This is a genomic window from Pseudomonas sp. JL27(2026) (assembly GCF_056933555.1).
This window is the reverse complement of the sequence record NZ_CM167794.1, coordinates 3,708,695-3,723,816: the sequence shown is the minus strand read 5'-3', so window position 1 is coordinate 3,723,816 and position 15,122 is coordinate 3,708,695. Positions and strand designations below refer to the sequence as shown.

The window sequence follows — 15,122 nt, the reverse complement described above, 5'->3', positions numbered from 1 at the left end:
GTTGACATTGGCTGCCTAGGCAGTAACATCTCGACATACTTTCCCTGCCTAGGCAGCTAATGGGTGGTCAGATGAAGCATTTCAATCCCGACGATTTTCACAATTGCCACCTCGGGCTATTGCTGGGCCGTGCGGCCTTGCTCAAGGACCGGCTGATCGACACGTACATGGAACCCCACGGCATTACGTCTGCGCAGTTCAAGGTGTTGATCATCATGGCCCAGTTCGGCGTCGATACGCCGGCGGAACTGTGTCGTCACCTGTCGCTGGACAGCGGTTCGATGACTCGCATGCTCGATCGTCTGGAACAGAAAGGTTTCCTCACCCGCCAACGCAGCGAGAGTGATCGTCGCCAGGTGCGGCTGGTGCTGACGGAGGAAGGCGAGCAACTGGCCGACCGTCTGCCGCACATCGGTGCCGAGGCCATGAACGAACTGGCCGGCGCCATCACGCCAGAAGAGTTGAAGACCCTGGAACAGATCCTGAAGAAAATTTTGCTGGCAGCGGGTGACTCGATCACCTTGCTGCGGGTAGGTGATAAATGAGCAGTAAAACCTTGCGTACGCGCCTGAGCCTGGTGCTGTTGGCCATGAGCCTGGCCGGATGTGCCAGTTACAGCGGCCTGAACACCGAAGGCACTCGCCTCGATGCAAAAACCCTCAAGGCCGGGCAATCCCTGAATGGCGTGACGCTGTCGCCGGCGGCCTGGCCGAAAAGCGACTGGTGGAAAAGCCTCGGTGACCCGCAACTTGACGGCCTGATCCGCGAAGCCCTGCACGACAGCCCTGACATGCAGATCGCCAGTGCCCGTGCTCACCAGGCCAGCGCCGCCGCTTATGCAGCCGATGCCGCGCGAATGCCGACCCTCGATGCCAGCGCCAGTGTCAGCCGTTCGCGACTGGCCCGCGATCAGGACCCGACCGGTGTCGGTGGCACCTATTCGACGGTGCGCAACATCGGCGCCAGTTTCAATTACACCTTCGACCTCTGGGGCGGCCAGCGTGCCGCCTGGGAAGCCGCGTTGGGCCAGGCCCGTGCAGCCCAAGTCGATCAGCAAGCCGCACAGCTGACATTGTCGGCCGACGTGGCCCGCGCTTACAGCGATTTGGGGCAGGCGCACATTGTTTACGACCTGGCCGATGAAGACCTCAAGCGCACCCGGCAAATGCTCGACCTGAGCAAGCGTCGCCTGAGTTCCGGGATCGACAGCCAATACCAGTACCAGCAAACCGAAAGCCTGGAAGCCAGCTCCGAAGCGACCCTGATCGACGCCGAGAAGAAGCTCCAAAGCGCGAAAATCGCCCTGGCCGTGTTGCTCGGCAAAGGCCCGGATCGCGGCAATGAAATCGCCCGCCCGAAAATCCTTCAGGCCAGCGCCGTGGCACTGCCCTCGACATTGCCGGCCGAGTTGCTCGGTCGTCGTCCGGACCTGATCGCCGCACGCTGGCGGGTCGAGGCGGCGAGCAAGAACATCGATGCTGGCAAAACCCGCTTCTACCCCAACCTCAACCTGAGCGCGGCGGCCGGTGTCGAGTCGTTGTTGGGCGATGCGATGTTTGGCTCGGCGAGCCGTTACCTCAACATCGCACCGACCGTGTCGCTGCCGATCTTCGATGGCGGCCGCTTGCGTGCCGACCTCGATGCGCGGGACGCCGACTACGACCTCGCGGTGGCGCAGTACAACAAAAGCCTGGTGAGTGCGTTGGGGGATGTCAGCGACACGCTCTCTCAGTTGCGCGACGTCGGCCGGCAGATCGGCGCGCAGCAACATGCCACCGATATCGCCCAGGATTCATACAACACGGTCGTCCAGCGTTACGGTTCCGGCATCGGCAACTACCTGGACGTGCTCAGCATCGAACAGCAATTGCTGCAGGCCCAACGCCAGTTGGCGAACCTGAATGCCGAGCAGATCGACCTGTCGATTCAACTGATGCAGGCACTGGGCGGCGGATATCAAGCCGACACCCTGGCTTCGGCCACGCCCACCCCAGCCACGCAGAATCAATAATTCAAGGTACTTGTCATGGCCACTGCCGAACACAACTCAACCCCGGAAAACGTCCAAGACACGGGTAACCCCGGCAAACGCAAAATCATGCTGCTGGTGCTCGCGGTGCTGGTGATCCTCGGCGGCGCGGCTGTCTGGGGCTGGCACGAACTCTATGGACGCTGGAGCGAAAGCACCGACGACGCCTACGTGAACGGCAACGTGGTGGAAATTACCCCGCTGGTCACCGGCACGGTGGTCAGCATTGGCGCCGATGACGGCGACCTGGTCCATGAAGGTCAGGTGTTGATCAACTTCGACCCCAATGACGCGCAAGTCGGCCTGCAAAGTGCCCAGGCCAATCTGGCCCGCACAGTGCGCCAGGTCCGCGGGCTGTACAGCAACGTCGATGGAATGAAAGCCCAGGTCAACGCGCAGAAGGCCGAAGTGCAAAAGGCTCAGGACAACTTCAATCGCCGGAAGAATCTCGCGGCCGGCGGGGCGATCTCCCAGGAAGAACTGTCCCATGCTCGTGATGACCTGAGCTCGGCGCAAAATGCCCTGGCCAATGCTCAGCAGCAGCTCAACACCACCAGCGCGCTGGTCGACGACACCGTGGTGTCGTCTCACCCGGACGTGCAAGCCGCCGCTGCCCAAGTGCGTCAGGCTTATCTGACCAATGCCCGCAGCACGCTGATTGCACCGGTCACCGGTTACGTTGCCAAGCGCACCGTGCAGCTCGGTCAGCGGGTTCAGCCGGGCACCGCGTTGATGGCGGTGATTCCCCTGGATCAACTGTGGATCGACGCCAACTTCAAGGAAACCCAGCTGCGAGACATGCGCATCGGTCAGCCGGTAGACATCGAGGCCGACCTGTACGGCAGCGAGGTGAAGTACAACGGTACCATCGACAGCCTCGGCGCTGGGACTGGCAGTGCGTTTGCCTTGTTGCCTGCCCAGAACGCCACCGGCAACTGGATCAAGATCGTCCAGCGTGTGCCGGTGCGGATTCACATCAACGCCCAAGAACTTGCAGAACATCCATTGCGGGTCGGCCTGTCGACCATGGTCAACGTCAATCTGCATGACCAGAGCGGCCCGGTGCTGGCGCAGCAATCGCCACAAAAGGCTTCGTTCAGCACCAGCGTCTATGACCGTCAGTTGGCCGAGGCCGACGCAATGATTACCCGCTTGATCCATGACAACAGCTCGTTGGCGGTCAAAACCGCTCAACGCTGATTCGCCAATCCCTCAGCTGCGGCCGTAACGGTCGCAGCGCCTGCCTCGTTTCAAAGGATTCGCGATGAATAACGCGTCTTTCAAGCCGCCCAGCCTGGTGCTCGCCACCATCGGCCTGTCGCTGGCGACCTTCATGCAGGTGCTCGATACCACCATCGCCAACGTGGCCTTGCCGACCATTTCCGGCAACCTGGGCGTGAGCTCGGAGCAGGGCACCTGGGTGATCACTTCGTTCGCCGTGAGTAACGCCATCGCGTTGCCGTTGACCGGTTGGCTGAGCCGTCGTTTCGGTGAGGTGAAGCTGTTTCTGTGGGCCACCATTCTGTTCGTGCTGGCCTCGTTCTTGTGCGGTATCTCGACGTCGATGCCGGAACTGGTTGGTTTTCGGGTTTTGCAGGGGCTGGTTGCCGGGCCGTTGTACCCGATGACCCAGACCTTGCTGATTGCGGTCTACCCGCCGGCGAAACGGGGGATGGCCCTGGCATTGCTGGCGATGGTCACGGTGGTCGCGCCGATTGCAGGTCCCATCCTGGGGGGCTGGATTACCGACAGCTATAGCTGGCCGTGGATTTTCTTCATCAACGTGCCGATTGGTGCGTTTGCGGTGATGGTGGTCAAGCAGCAGCTCAAGGATCGGCCGGTGGTGATCACTCGCCAACCGATGGACTACGTGGGGCTGTTGACCCTGATCATTGGCGTCGGGGCGTTGCAGATCATCCTCGACAAGGGCAATGACCTGGACTGGTTCGAGTCCAGCTTCATCCTCACGGGGGCGGCGATTTCGGCGATTGCGCTGGCGGTGTTCGTGATTTGGGAGATGACCGACAAACATCCGGTGGTCAACTTGCGGCTGTTCGCCCACCGCAACTTTCGCATTGGCACCATCGTGTTGGTGCTGGGGTACGCCGGGTTCTTCGGCATCAACCTGATGCTGCCGCAATGGCTGCAAACCCAGATGGGGTACACCGCGACCTGGGCCGGTCTGGCCGTGGCGCCGATCGGCATTCTGCCGGTGCTGATGTCGCCGTTTGTCGGTAAGTACGCGCACAAGTTCGACCTGCGGTTACTGGCTGGGCTGGCGTTCCTGGCGATTGGCTTGAGTTGCTTCATGCGTGCCGGTTTCACCCATGAGGTGGACTTCCAGCATGTGGCCATGGTGCAACTGTTCATGGGCATTGGTGTGGCGCTGTTCTTCATGCCGACCCTGAGCATTCTGATGTCGGACCTGCCACCCCATCAGATCGCCGATGGTGCGGGCCTGGCGACGTTCCTGCGGACCTTGGGCGGGAGCTTTGCGGCATCGTTGACCACGTGGATCTGGATTCGTCGGGCCGATCAGCATCACGCTTATATGAGTGAAAGCATCAGCACCTTCGAACCCGCCACCCGGGAGGCCTTGAATACCCTGGGCGGTGCGAGCAACCCGGCCTATGCGCAGCTCGATCACGTACTGACCAGCCAGGCGTATATGCTCTCGACCGTGGATTACTTCACGCTGCTGGGCTGGGGCTTCATGGGGTTGATTCTAATCGTGTGGCTGGCCAAACCGCCGTTCGCGGCGAAGGCGGGGCCGGAGGCGGCAGGGCACTAAGCAAAACGCGGTCAATGTGGGAGCGGGCTTGCTCGCGAAGGCGGATTAACATTCAACATCTCAGTTGACTGTCATACCGCTTTCGCGAGCTAGCCCGCTCCCACAAGGGTTTTGTGTTTGACCGTTAGCTGCCGGGTGCGGCTAATTGCGGCGGCGGGGCGAAGTCAAACGCCGCCAACGCGAACCCTTGCTCATCCACCTGCAACGCCCAGCCCTGGCGATCCCAATCCCCCAGCACAATGCGCCTGGCGGCGTGCTCGCCCAGTTGCAATTTGTGGATGGCGGGGCGGTGAGTGTGGCCGTGGACCAGGGTTTTCACGCCATAGTGCTGCATGATCCGCGGGACTTCTTCGGGGGTCACGTCGACGATGTCGTTGGCTTTCATCCGGACTTGCGCGCGGCTTTCGCTGCGCAGCTTGCGTGCCAGCTTGTGCCGGGTGCGCAGGGGCAGGTGACGCAAAATGAACAGGGTGACGGGGTTGCGCAGGTAGCGACGCAGCTTCATATAGCTTTCGTCGCGGGTGCACAGGCTGTCGCCGTGCATCAGCAGCACCGGCTCACCATAAAACTGCACGACACTCGGGTCTTTGAGCAGGGTGCAGCCGGCTGCTTTGCAGAAGGCCTTGCCGAGCAGGAAGTCGCGATTGCCATGCATCAGGAAAATGGCCGTGCCGCTGTCGCTGAGGTCGCGCAGGGCTTGGCAGATGGTGCGTTGGAAGGGGGTCATGGCGTCGTCGCCAATCCACACCTCGAAAAAGTCGCCCAATATGTACAACGCTTGCGCTGCGCGGGCGCGGGTGGCGAGCAAATCCAGAAACGCCCGGGTAATGTCCGGGCGCTCCTCTTCCAGATGTAAATCTGAAATCAGCAGTATCACTCAATGATCTCGGCTTTCTCGATGATCACGTCTTCTGCCGGTACGTCCTGGTGACCCGATTTGGACGTGGTGGACACGCCTTTGATCTTGTCGACTACGTCAGTGCCTGCAACCACTTTGGCGAAGACTGCGTAGCCCCAGCCCTGAACGTTCTTGCCGCTGTGGTTCAGGAAACCGTTGTCGGCCACGTTGATGAAGAACTGCGCAGATGCCGAATGCGGCTCCATGGTGCGAGCCATGGCCACGGTGTACTTGTCGTTGGAAAGACCGTTGTCAGCTTCGTTCTGGATGCTTGGACGCTTGTCTTTCTTTTCTTTCATGCCTGGCTCGAAACCACCGCCCTGGATCATGAAGTTGCCGATGACACGGTGGAACACAGTGTTTTCGTAGTGGCCGGCCTTAACGTACTCGATGAAGTTGGCCACGGTGATCGGGGCTTTTTCAGCGTTCAGTTCCAGGACGATCTCGCCGTGGTTGGTGGTCAATTTGACTTGAGTCATGATCGGTACTCTTTTAAGGAGAAGCGTTTTCAAGGAATCCGTGGTTTTCGGGGCGCCGCATGACGCGTGCGAGCCCGAACCGGTCTGGCAAAAAATCGCCAAGGTGCGCAGTTTAGCGTGACAGGCGCGAATTTCGAGGCAGTTTTTCAAATCAGGCGTATTAAAAGCAGCAGTTTTAGGGCCTGCTCTGTCAGGCGCTTGACAGCTTCGGCTATGATAGCGGCTTTGTTTTGTCAGGCCTCCATGAAGGCCGCGCACCTGTACGTCAAGGATCCTATGAGCAAGCCCACTGTCGACCCTACCTCGAATTCCAAGACTGGCCCTGCCGTGCCGGTCAACTTCCTGCGGCCGATCATCCAGGCGGACCTGGACTCGGGTAAGCACACGCAGATCGTCACCCGTTTCCCGCCTGAGCCCAACGGTTACCTGCACATTGGTCACGCCAAGTCGATCTGTGTGAACTTCGGCCTGGCCCAGGAGTTCGGTGGCGTCACGCACCTGCGTTTCGACGATACCAACCCTGCCAAGGAAGACCAGGAGTACATCGACGCCATCGAAAGCGACGTCAAGTGGCTGGGTTTCGAATGGTCCGGTGAAGTGCGCTACGCGTCGCAGTATTTCGACCAGTTGCACGACTGGGCAGTGGAGTTGATCAAGTCCGGCAACGCGTACGTTTGCGACCTGACCCCGGAGCAAGCCAAGGAATACCGTGGCAGCCTGACCGAGCCGGGCAAGAACAGCCCGTTCCGTGACCGCTCGGTTGAAGAAAACCTGGACCTGTTCGCCCGCATGAAGGCCGGCGAATTCCCGGACGGCGCACGCGTGCTGCGGGCCAGGATCGACATGGCTTCGCCGAACATGAACCTGCGCGACCCGATCATGTATCGCATCCGTCACGCTCACCACCACCAGACCGGTGACAAGTGGTGCATCTACCCGAACTACGACTTCACCCACGGTCAGTCGGACGCCATCGAAGGCATCACCCATTCGATCTGCACCCTGGAGTTCGAAAGCCACCGTCCGCTGTACGAATGGTTCCTCGAGCACCTGCCAGTGCCGGCGCAACCGCGCCAGTACGAATTCAGCCGCCTGAACCTGAACTACACGATCACCAGCAAGCGCAAGCTCAAGCAGCTTGTGGACGAGAAACATGTTCACGGTTGGGACGACCCGCGCATGTCCACGCTGTCGGGCTTTCGCCGCCGTGGCTACACGCCGAAATCGATCCGCAACTTCTGCGACATGATCGGCACCAACCGTTCCGACGGCGTGGTCGACTTCGGCATGCTTGAATTCAGCATCCGTGACGACCTGGACCACAGCGCCCCACGTGCCATGTGTGTGCTGCGTCCGCTGAAAGTCGTGATCACCAACTACCCGCAAGGCCAGGTCGAGAACCTCGAACTGCCGTGCCACCCGAAAGAAGACATGGGCGTGCGCGCTCTGCCGTTCGCGCGTGAAATCTACATCGACCGTGAAGACTTCATGGAAGAGCCGCCAAAAGGCTACAAGCGCCTGGAGCCGACCGGCGAAGTGCGTCTGCGCGGCAGCTACGTGATCCGTGCCGACGAAGCGATCAAGGACGCCGATGGCAACATCGTCGAACTGCGTTGCTCGTACGACCCGGACACCCTGGGCAAGAACCCGGAAGGCCGCAAGGTCAAAGGCGTGATCCACTGGGTGCCAGCGGCGGCCAGCGTTGAATGTGAAGTGCGTCTGTACGATCGCCTGTTCCGTTCGCCTAACCCTGAGAAGGCCGAAGACAGCGCCAGTTTCCTGGACAACATCAACCCTGACTCCCTGCAGGTGCTCACCGGTTGTCGTGCCGAGCCATCGCTTGGCAACGCACAGCCGGAAGACCGTTTCCAGTTCGAGCGCGAAGGTTACTTCTGCGCGGATATCAAGGACTCGAAACCTGGTCATCCGGTGTTCAACCGTACCGTGACCCTGCGTGATTCGTGGGGCCAGTGATTCAAGGAACATAAAGTGCTAACGATCTACAACACGCTCACCAAGAGCAAAGAAGTCTTCAAGCCGCTGGATGGCAACAATGTGCGCATGTACGTGTGCGGCATGACCGTGTACGACTACTGCCACATCGGTCATGGCCGCAGCATGGTTGCGTTCGACCTGGTGACCCGCTGGTTGCGGTTCAGCGGTTACAACCTGACTTACGTGCGTAACATCACCGACATCGAAGACAAGATCATCAACCGCGCCAAGGAAAACGGCGAGCCGTTCGACGCCCTGACCGAGCGCATGATCACCGCGATGCACGAGGACGAGGCACGCCTCAACATCCTCAAGCCGGACATGGAGCCGCGTGCCACCGATCACATCCCTGGCATGCTGAGCATGATCCAGACGCTGATCGACAAGGGTTACGCCTACGCACCGGGCAATGGCGACGTGTACTACCGCGTCGCCAAGTTCATGGGCTACGGCAAGCTGTCGCGCAAGAAGATCGAAGACCTGCGCATCGGCGCACGGATCGAAGTCGATGAGTCGAAACAGGACCCGCTGGACTTCGTGCTGTGGAAGGCCACCAAGCCGGGCGAACCGAGCTGGGAGTCGCCATGGGGCGCCGGGCGTCCGGGCTGGCACATCGAATGCTCGGTGATGTCGACCTGCTGCCTGGGCGAGACCTTCGACATTCATGGTGGCGGGAGTGACCTTGAGTTCCCGCACCACGAAAACGAAATCGCCCAGAGCGAAGCGGCCACCGGCAAGACCTACGCCAATGCGTGGATGCATTGCGGGATGATTCGCATCAATGGCGAGAAGATGTCCAAGTCCTTGAACAACTTCTTCACCATTCGCGACGTGCTCGACAAGTACCACCCGGAAGTCGTGCGCTACCTGCTGGTGTCGAGCCACTACCGTAGCGCGATCAACTACTCGGAAGACAACCTCAAGGACGCCAAAGGCGCACTGGAGCGTTTCTACCACGCGCTGAAAGGCCTGCCGAACGTCGCGCCTGCCGGTGGCGAAACCTTCGTCGAGCGTTTCACCCAGGTGATGAACGATGACTTCGGCACGCCGGAAGCCTGCGCGGTGCTGTTCGAGATGGTGCGCGAGATCAACCGCCTGCGTGAGAGCGATCTGAACGCAGCGGCCGGTCTGGCGGCGCGCCTGAAAGAACTGGCCAGCGTGCTCGGTGTCTTGCAGTTGGAAGCCGATGACTTCCTGCAGGCCGGCGCTGAAGGGCGGGTTGATGGGGCACAAGTCGACGCGCTGATTCAGGCACGTCTGGCGGCACGGGCGGCTAAAGACTGGGCCGAATCTGACCGCATCCGCGACCAGCTCACCGCCATGGGCGTGGTGCTGGAAGACGGCAAGGGCGGCACGACCTGGCGTCTGGCTGACTGATCGCAGCATTGGCCACAAACAAAACCCGCCTTGTGCGGGTTTTTGTTTTTGGGGTGGGCGCAAGTGCAGCGGTGCCCTGAGATCCAGCCCTCACCCTAACCCTCTCCCGGAGGGAGAGGGGACTGGGCCGGGAATCTTGAAGAAATATGACGACCTGATAGTGATGCATCGAATCCATAATCGACGCGGTTATTCAGGTTGATGCAAAACGCCAGACACCTCGGTCGGCTCCCTCTCCCTCCGGGAGAGGGCTGGGGTGAGGGAAAAGCGGTTCACTCAATCCCCAAGTTGGCGCAACCGCTTGTAGAGGGTATTCCTGCTCACCCCCAATCTGCGCGCCAAGTGGGAAATATTCCCCCCAGCCGCCTGCAACTGCCGATTCAAATCCTCGGCATCATTCAAATCCACCGCCAGTGGCGCGGGTGTCTCGACAGGCTCCATTCCCAGATCCGCAAAAAAATCATCCGGCAAATGCTCAAGTCCGATTGGCTGATCCTCGGCCATGGCCAGCGCCACCTGCATCACGCTGCTGACCTGGCGCAGATTCCCCGGCCACGGATGACGTTCGAACAGCGCCATCACCTCCGGGGCCAGTCCGGCCCATTGCCCGGGTTCGCGGTGCTGTTCCCACAAGCGCTTGAACAGCGCCGGTTTGTCGCTGCGTTCGCGCAGGGGCGGCAACTCCAGGGTCAAACCACCGATGCGGTAATACAGGTCCTCGCGAAAGCGCCCGAGCTGAACCTGCTCGCGCAACGAACGGTTGGTGGCCGAGATAATGCGAATATCCACCGCGAACAGCTCGCTGCTGCCCACCGGTTGCACGCAGCGCTCCTGCAAAACCCGCAACAATCGAGCCTGGGTCGGCAGTGGCATGTCACCGATCTCATCGAGGAACAGCGTGCCTTTGTCTGCCTTGCGAATCAGCCCGATGCTGCCTTTATGGTGGGCCCCGGTGAACGCGCCTTTTTCGTAGCCAAACAGCTCGGATTCCACCAGTTCGGCGGGGATCGCCGCGCAATTGACGGCAATGAACGGCTGTTTGCTACGGGAGCTGGCCTGGTGCAAGGCTTTGACGAAGACTTCCTTGCCCACGCCGGTTTCGCCATGGATCAGCAGCGGAATGTCTTTCTCCAGTAACCGCTCGGCCTGGCGTACGGCTTTTTCCACGCGACGGTCACCGAAGTGCAAGGTGCCAAGGCTGATAGCTTCTGGCGCAGGGCCGGGCGGCGCGGTGAACACGCGCGCTTGAACAGGTCGCAGTCGGGGGCGCCTGAGCAGGCAATGAAAGCGATTGCACCCGGATGTCTGCAAGGCAAAGGGCTGGCCGTCGGGCTGGTTCAGCAGTTCGAGCAACGACACCTTGAACAGGCTTTCGACGCTGACCCGCGACAGGCTGACGCCCAGCAAATTATCGGCCCGGCGGTTGGCCGAGAGCACCAGGCCGCTTTCATCGAAAATCAACAACCCGGCCCATTGGCTGTCGAGGTTGTTCAGGCCGGTGTTGAACACCAGTTGAAAGTGTTCGCCCTTGAACAGGTTGAGAATCAGCCGGTTCTCCACGGTCTGGCTCATCATCTTGACCATGCCCAGGGTGTGGGAGGGCGGCAGGTAGCTGTCGCTGGACACGTCCAGCACCGCGATGACCTTGCGTTCGGCGTCGAAGATTGGCGCCGCCGAGCCCGTCATGAAACGGTTGGCCTTGAGAAAATGCTCATCGTGTTCGATGTGCACCGCTTGCTCGCAGGCCAGCGCAGTGCCAATCGCGTTGGTGCCGCTGCACTGTTCCCGCCAACTGGCGCCGGCGCTGAAACCCCGGCTCAGGCCCGGCTCGATAAACCGTTGAGTGCCCCAGGAGGTCAGCACCTGGCCCTGATTGTCGGCGAGCATGATCAGGCAGTTGGAGTTGCTGAGGATGTTTTCGTAGTAGAGCAGGACCTCCTGATGGGTGGTTTGCACCAGTGAATGCTGGCTTTCCAACAAGCGCGAGATGCCTTCGGCGGGCAATTGATCGAAGGCTGGGGCGCTTTGATGGTTGAGACCGAACGCGCGGCACCGTGACCAGGAGCTCTGGACGATCGCGTCGTGGGACAGCGGCGGGGCAGGTGCGGCCATGGCAGTCAGCCTCTGAAACAGCGTTTTTATTGTTGTTATAGGTATCTCAAACGGCGCAGCCCTAACGGTGGGAGCGGGCTTGCTCGCGAATGCGGTGTGTCATTCAACAGCGATATTGACTGATCCACCGCATTCGCGAGCAAGCCCGCTCCCACAGGATTTTTGCGCAAAAAGTATCGACAGAGTGTTGTTCACAACTGTTCAAAGTCAAACGCGGCACTGTTCAAGTGTTCACTCACGGTTGTTCATTTCTGTTCAGCCGCGAATGCGGTTTTTCGATCTTTTCAATGAATATTCAGCCAGATCAATCGCTTGGGATTTCTGGCACGAATGTCGCTCTGTTGCTCCGGTCGCCTGACGCCAACAATAAAAAGGCCGAGCCATGTCATTAACGCTGGAGCACGTCAGTCGCACCGTCGAGGGTCAAGCCTGGATCGACGATGCGAACCTGCGCTTTGAACCCGGTTCTTTCAATGTCTTGCTGGGGCGCACGCTGTCCGGCAAGACCAGCCTGATGCGCTTGATGGCCGGTCTCGACAAGCCTGACAGCGGGCGCATCCTGATGAATGGCGTGGATGTCACCCGGCGCCCGGTACGGCTGCGCAACGTGTCGCTGGTCTATCAACAGTTCATCAACTACCCGACCATGACCGTGTTCGAAAACATCGCCTCGCCGTTGCGCCAGGCTGGGGTCCCGGCCGAGCTGATCCAGAGCAAAGTGCTGGAAACCGCGCGCATGCTGCGCATCGAGAAATTCCTGCAACGCCATCCACTGGAACTGTCGGGCGGCCAGCAGCAACGCACCGCGATGGCGCGGGCGCTGGTCAAGGACGCCGAGCTGATTCTGTTCGACGAACCGTTGGTGAACCTCGACTACAAGCTGCGCGAAGAACTGCGCCAGGAAATGCGTGAGCTGTTCAAGGCACGCCACACCATTGCCGTCTACGCCACCACTGAACCCAACGAAGCGCTGGCGCTGGGTGGCACCACGACCATTCTTCACGAGGGGCGGGTGATCCAGAGCGGCAACACCGCCGAGGTCTATCACCAGCCGCAAACCGTGCTGGCCGCCGAGCTGTTTTCGGAGCCGCCGATCAACCTGATGCCGGGGCGCATTGCCGGTAACGAGGTGAGCTTCGCCAATTTTGTGCACTTCCCGTTGAACGTCGATTTGCGCCCGGTGGGCGAGGGCGAGTTCCGCTTTGGCGTGCGCCCCAGCCACATCTCGCTGGTGCCCAGCAACGACGATGACCTGGAGTTGGCCGTGACCGTGGAGGTGGCGGAAATCAGCGGGTCGGAAACGTTCCTGCACGTACGCAACGAGCATTTCCTGCTGGTGCTGCACTTGCCTGGGGTCCACGAATACGACGTCGATGCGCCGATTCGTATCTACATTCCGACCCACAAACTGTTTGTGTTCGATGGCCAGGGGCGGCTGCTCCAGGCTCCCGGGCGCCGCGTTGCGAGGGTTGCCTGATGGCCGAAATCCATTTGCAGAACCTTGCCCACAGCTACACCCGCACGCCTGCCGGGCCTGAGGATTACGCGATTCGCGAGATGAATCACGTCTGGGAGCAGGGCGGCGCCTATGCCTTGCTCGGGCCGTCCGGGTGCGGCAAGTCGACTTTGCTCAACATCATCTCCGGCCTGCTCAGCCCTTCGGAAGGCCAGGTGCTGTTTGACAACACAGTGGTTAATCAACTGACCCCGGAGAAACGCAACATCGCCCAGGTTTTCCAGTTTCCGGTGGTCTACGACACCATGACGGTGTTCGACAACCTGGCGTTTCCGCTGCGCAATCAGGGTATGGCTGAGGCGAAAGTTCACAGCAAAGTGCAGGAAATCGCTGAAGTCCTCGACTTGCAGACACTGCTGTACAAGAAGGCCCGCAACCTCAGCGCCGATGAAAAGCAAAAAGTCTCCATGGGCCGTGGGCTGGTGCGTGACGACGTGTCGGCGATCCTCTTCGACGAGCCGCTGACGGTGATCGACCCGCATTTGAAGTGGAAGCTGCGACGCAAGCTCAAGCAGATCCATGAGCAGTTCAACATCACCATGGTCTACGTGACTCACGATCAGCTCGAAGCCTCGACCTTCGCCGACAAGATCGCGGTGATGTATGGCGGGCAGATCGTGCAGTTTGGCACGCCGCGAGAGCTGTTCGAGCGGCCGAGCCACACCTTTGTCGGCTATTTCATCGGCAGTCCGGGGATGAATCTGATGGATGTCATGCCGAGTGCTGGTGGTGTGAGCTTCGGCTCGACCGACTTGCCGTTGTCCGAATCCTTGCAGCGCCGTATCGCCGAAACCGACTGGAAAACCCTGAAAGTGGGGATTCGCCCGGAGTTCGTCCACGTCTGGGATGAGCCTTATGAAGAAGCGCTGCAAGCCGAAGTGGTACACGTCGAAGACCTGGGTACCTACAAAATCATGACCCTGAACCTGGATGGCGTACCGCTCAAAGTACGCCTGACGGAAGACAAACCGGTGCCGCAGGGCACGGCGTACATCAGCTTTCCGGCGCAGTGGCTGATGGTCTATGCCGATGACTATTTGCTGGAGGTCCAGCCATGAACAAGGTGCAGAACAACAAGGCCTGGTGGCTGGTATTACCGGTGTTCCTGCTGGTGGCGTTCAGTGCCGTGATCCCGATGATGACGGTGGTCAATTACTCGGTGCAGGACATTTTCGACCAGTCGAGCCGCTACTTCGTCGGTGCCGACTGGTACAAGCAGGTGCTGCTTGACCCGCGTCTGCATGATTCGCTGTTGCGCCAGTTCATCTATTCCGCCTGCGTGCTGCTGATCGAGATTCCGCTGGGCATCGCCATCGCCCTGACCATGCCGACCAAGGGGCGCTGGTCGTCGTTGGTGCTGATCGTCATGGCGATTCCGCTGCTGATCCCGTGGAACGTGGTCGGTACTATCTGGCAGATTTTTGGCCGGGCCGATATCGGGTTGCTCGGCTCGACGCTGAACGCCATGGGCATCAGCTACAACTATGCGGCCAACACCATGGACGCCTGGGTCACGGTGCTGGTGATGGACGTCTGGCACTGGACCTCGCTGGTGGCGCTGTTGTGTTTTTCGGGGTTGCGGGCCATTCCGGACGTGTATTACCAGGCCGCGCGGATTGACCGGGCATCGAGTTGGGCGGTGTTCCGACACATCCAGTTGCCCAAGCTCAAGAGCGTGCTGCTGATCGCGGTGATGCTGCGCTTCATGGACAGCTTCATGATCTACACCGAACCGTTCGTGCTGACGGGCGGCGGGCCGGGCAACGCGACGACGTTCCTCAGCCAGACCCTGACCCAAATGGCGGTCGGCCAGTTCGACCTGGGGCCTGCGGCGGCGTTTTCACTGGTGTACTTCCTGATCATCCTGCTGGTGTCCTGGCTGTTCTACACCGCCATGACCCACTCCGATGCCAACCGCTGAGGCC

Annotated in this window: 12 protein-coding genes; 9 read left to right on the top strand and 3 right to left on the bottom strand. The window is 60.3% G+C overall.

Annotation, left to right across the window (positions count from 1 at the left end):
• Nucleotides 1-71 precede the first annotated feature (71 nt).
• The 4 genes from AC1Z1G_RS17050 (at nt 72) to AC1Z1G_RS17035 (ending at nt 4,820) form a co-directional block, all read left to right on the top strand.
• Nucleotides 72-545: a MarR family winged helix-turn-helix transcriptional regulator gene (locus AC1Z1G_RS17050; RefSeq protein ID WP_483621190.1), complete on the top strand. Its 474-nt coding sequence runs from the start codon at nt 72-74 to the stop codon at nt 543-545.
• A complete protein-coding gene (locus tag AC1Z1G_RS17045) occupies nt 542-2,011 on the top strand; it encodes an efflux transporter outer membrane subunit (RefSeq protein WP_483621189.1) in 1,470 nt (489 codons plus the stop codon). The genes AC1Z1G_RS17050 and AC1Z1G_RS17045 overlap by 4 nt, the downstream gene beginning before the upstream one ends.
• Before the next feature lie 15 nt (nt 2,012-2,026).
• The gene (locus AC1Z1G_RS17040) at nt 2,027-3,229 is read left to right on the top strand and encodes an EmrA/EmrK family multidrug efflux transporter periplasmic adaptor subunit (protein WP_483621188.1); all 1,203 of its coding nucleotides are present in this window, start codon (nt 2,027-2,029) and stop codon (nt 3,227-3,229) included.
• A 64-nt stretch (nt 3,230-3,293) separates the two neighbouring features.
• Complete coding sequence (locus AC1Z1G_RS17035; RefSeq protein WP_483621187.1) at nt 3,294-4,820, top strand: DHA2 family efflux MFS transporter permease subunit; 1,527 nt, start codon at nt 3,294-3,296, stop codon at nt 4,818-4,820.
• Nucleotides 4,821-4,944: 124 nt separating this feature from the next.
• Here the strand turns inward: AC1Z1G_RS17035 and lpxH are convergent, their stop codons facing one another.
• Nucleotides 4,945-5,697: a UDP-2,3-diacylglucosamine diphosphatase gene (gene lpxH, locus AC1Z1G_RS17030; RefSeq protein WP_483621186.1), complete on the bottom strand. Its 753-nt coding sequence runs from the start codon at nt 5,695-5,697 to the stop codon at nt 4,945-4,947.
• A complete protein-coding gene (locus tag AC1Z1G_RS17025) occupies nt 5,694-6,197 on the bottom strand; it encodes a peptidylprolyl isomerase (protein WP_483621185.1) in 504 nt (167 codons plus the stop codon). Before AC1Z1G_RS17025 ends, lpxH begins: the two co-directional genes overlap by 4 nt.
• 276 nt (nt 6,198-6,473) lie before the next feature.
• Here AC1Z1G_RS17025 and AC1Z1G_RS17020 point away from each other — a divergent pair, with 276 nt between their 5' ends.
• Together AC1Z1G_RS17020 and cysS are read left to right on the top strand one after the other, a co-directional pair.
• Nucleotides 6,474-8,171 carry a glutamine--tRNA ligase/YqeY domain fusion protein gene (locus tag AC1Z1G_RS17020; protein ID WP_483621184.1) on the top strand — a complete coding sequence of 566 codons (1,698 nt, stop codon included), beginning with the start codon at nt 6,474-6,476 and terminating at the stop codon, nt 8,169-8,171.
• A gap of 15 nt (nt 8,172-8,186) precedes the next feature.
• A complete protein-coding gene (cysS, locus tag AC1Z1G_RS17015; RefSeq protein WP_483621183.1) occupies nt 8,187-9,569 on the top strand; it encodes a cysteine--tRNA ligase in 1,383 nt (460 codons plus the stop codon).
• Between the two features lie 276 nt (nt 9,570-9,845).
• Here cysS and AC1Z1G_RS17010 read toward each other — a convergent pair whose 3' ends face one another.
• A complete protein-coding gene (locus AC1Z1G_RS17010) occupies nt 9,846-11,681 on the bottom strand; it encodes a sigma-54-dependent Fis family transcriptional regulator (protein ID WP_483621182.1) in 1,836 nt (611 codons plus the stop codon).
• Between the two features lie 382 nt (nt 11,682-12,063).
• On the opposite strand from AC1Z1G_RS17010, the gene AC1Z1G_RS17005 reads away from it, so the two are divergent.
• From AC1Z1G_RS17005 to AC1Z1G_RS16995, 3 genes are read left to right on the top strand one after another with little or no spacing between them, the layout of a single operon-like run.
• Nucleotides 12,064-13,158, top strand: coding sequence for an ABC transporter ATP-binding protein (locus AC1Z1G_RS17005; protein ID WP_483621181.1), 1,095 nt, complete (start codon nt 12,064-12,066; stop codon nt 13,156-13,158).
• A complete protein-coding gene (locus tag AC1Z1G_RS17000) occupies nt 13,158-14,255 on the top strand; it encodes an ABC transporter ATP-binding protein (protein WP_483621180.1) in 1,098 nt (365 codons plus the stop codon). The genes AC1Z1G_RS17005 and AC1Z1G_RS17000 overlap by 1 nt, the downstream gene beginning before the upstream one ends.
• Nucleotides 14,252-15,118, top strand: a complete 867-nt coding sequence (locus AC1Z1G_RS16995; RefSeq protein ID WP_010173085.1) for a carbohydrate ABC transporter permease — start codon at nt 14,252-14,254, stop codon at nt 15,116-15,118. The genes AC1Z1G_RS17000 and AC1Z1G_RS16995 overlap by 4 nt, the downstream gene beginning before the upstream one ends.
• Nucleotides 15,119-15,122: the final 4 nt, after the last annotated feature.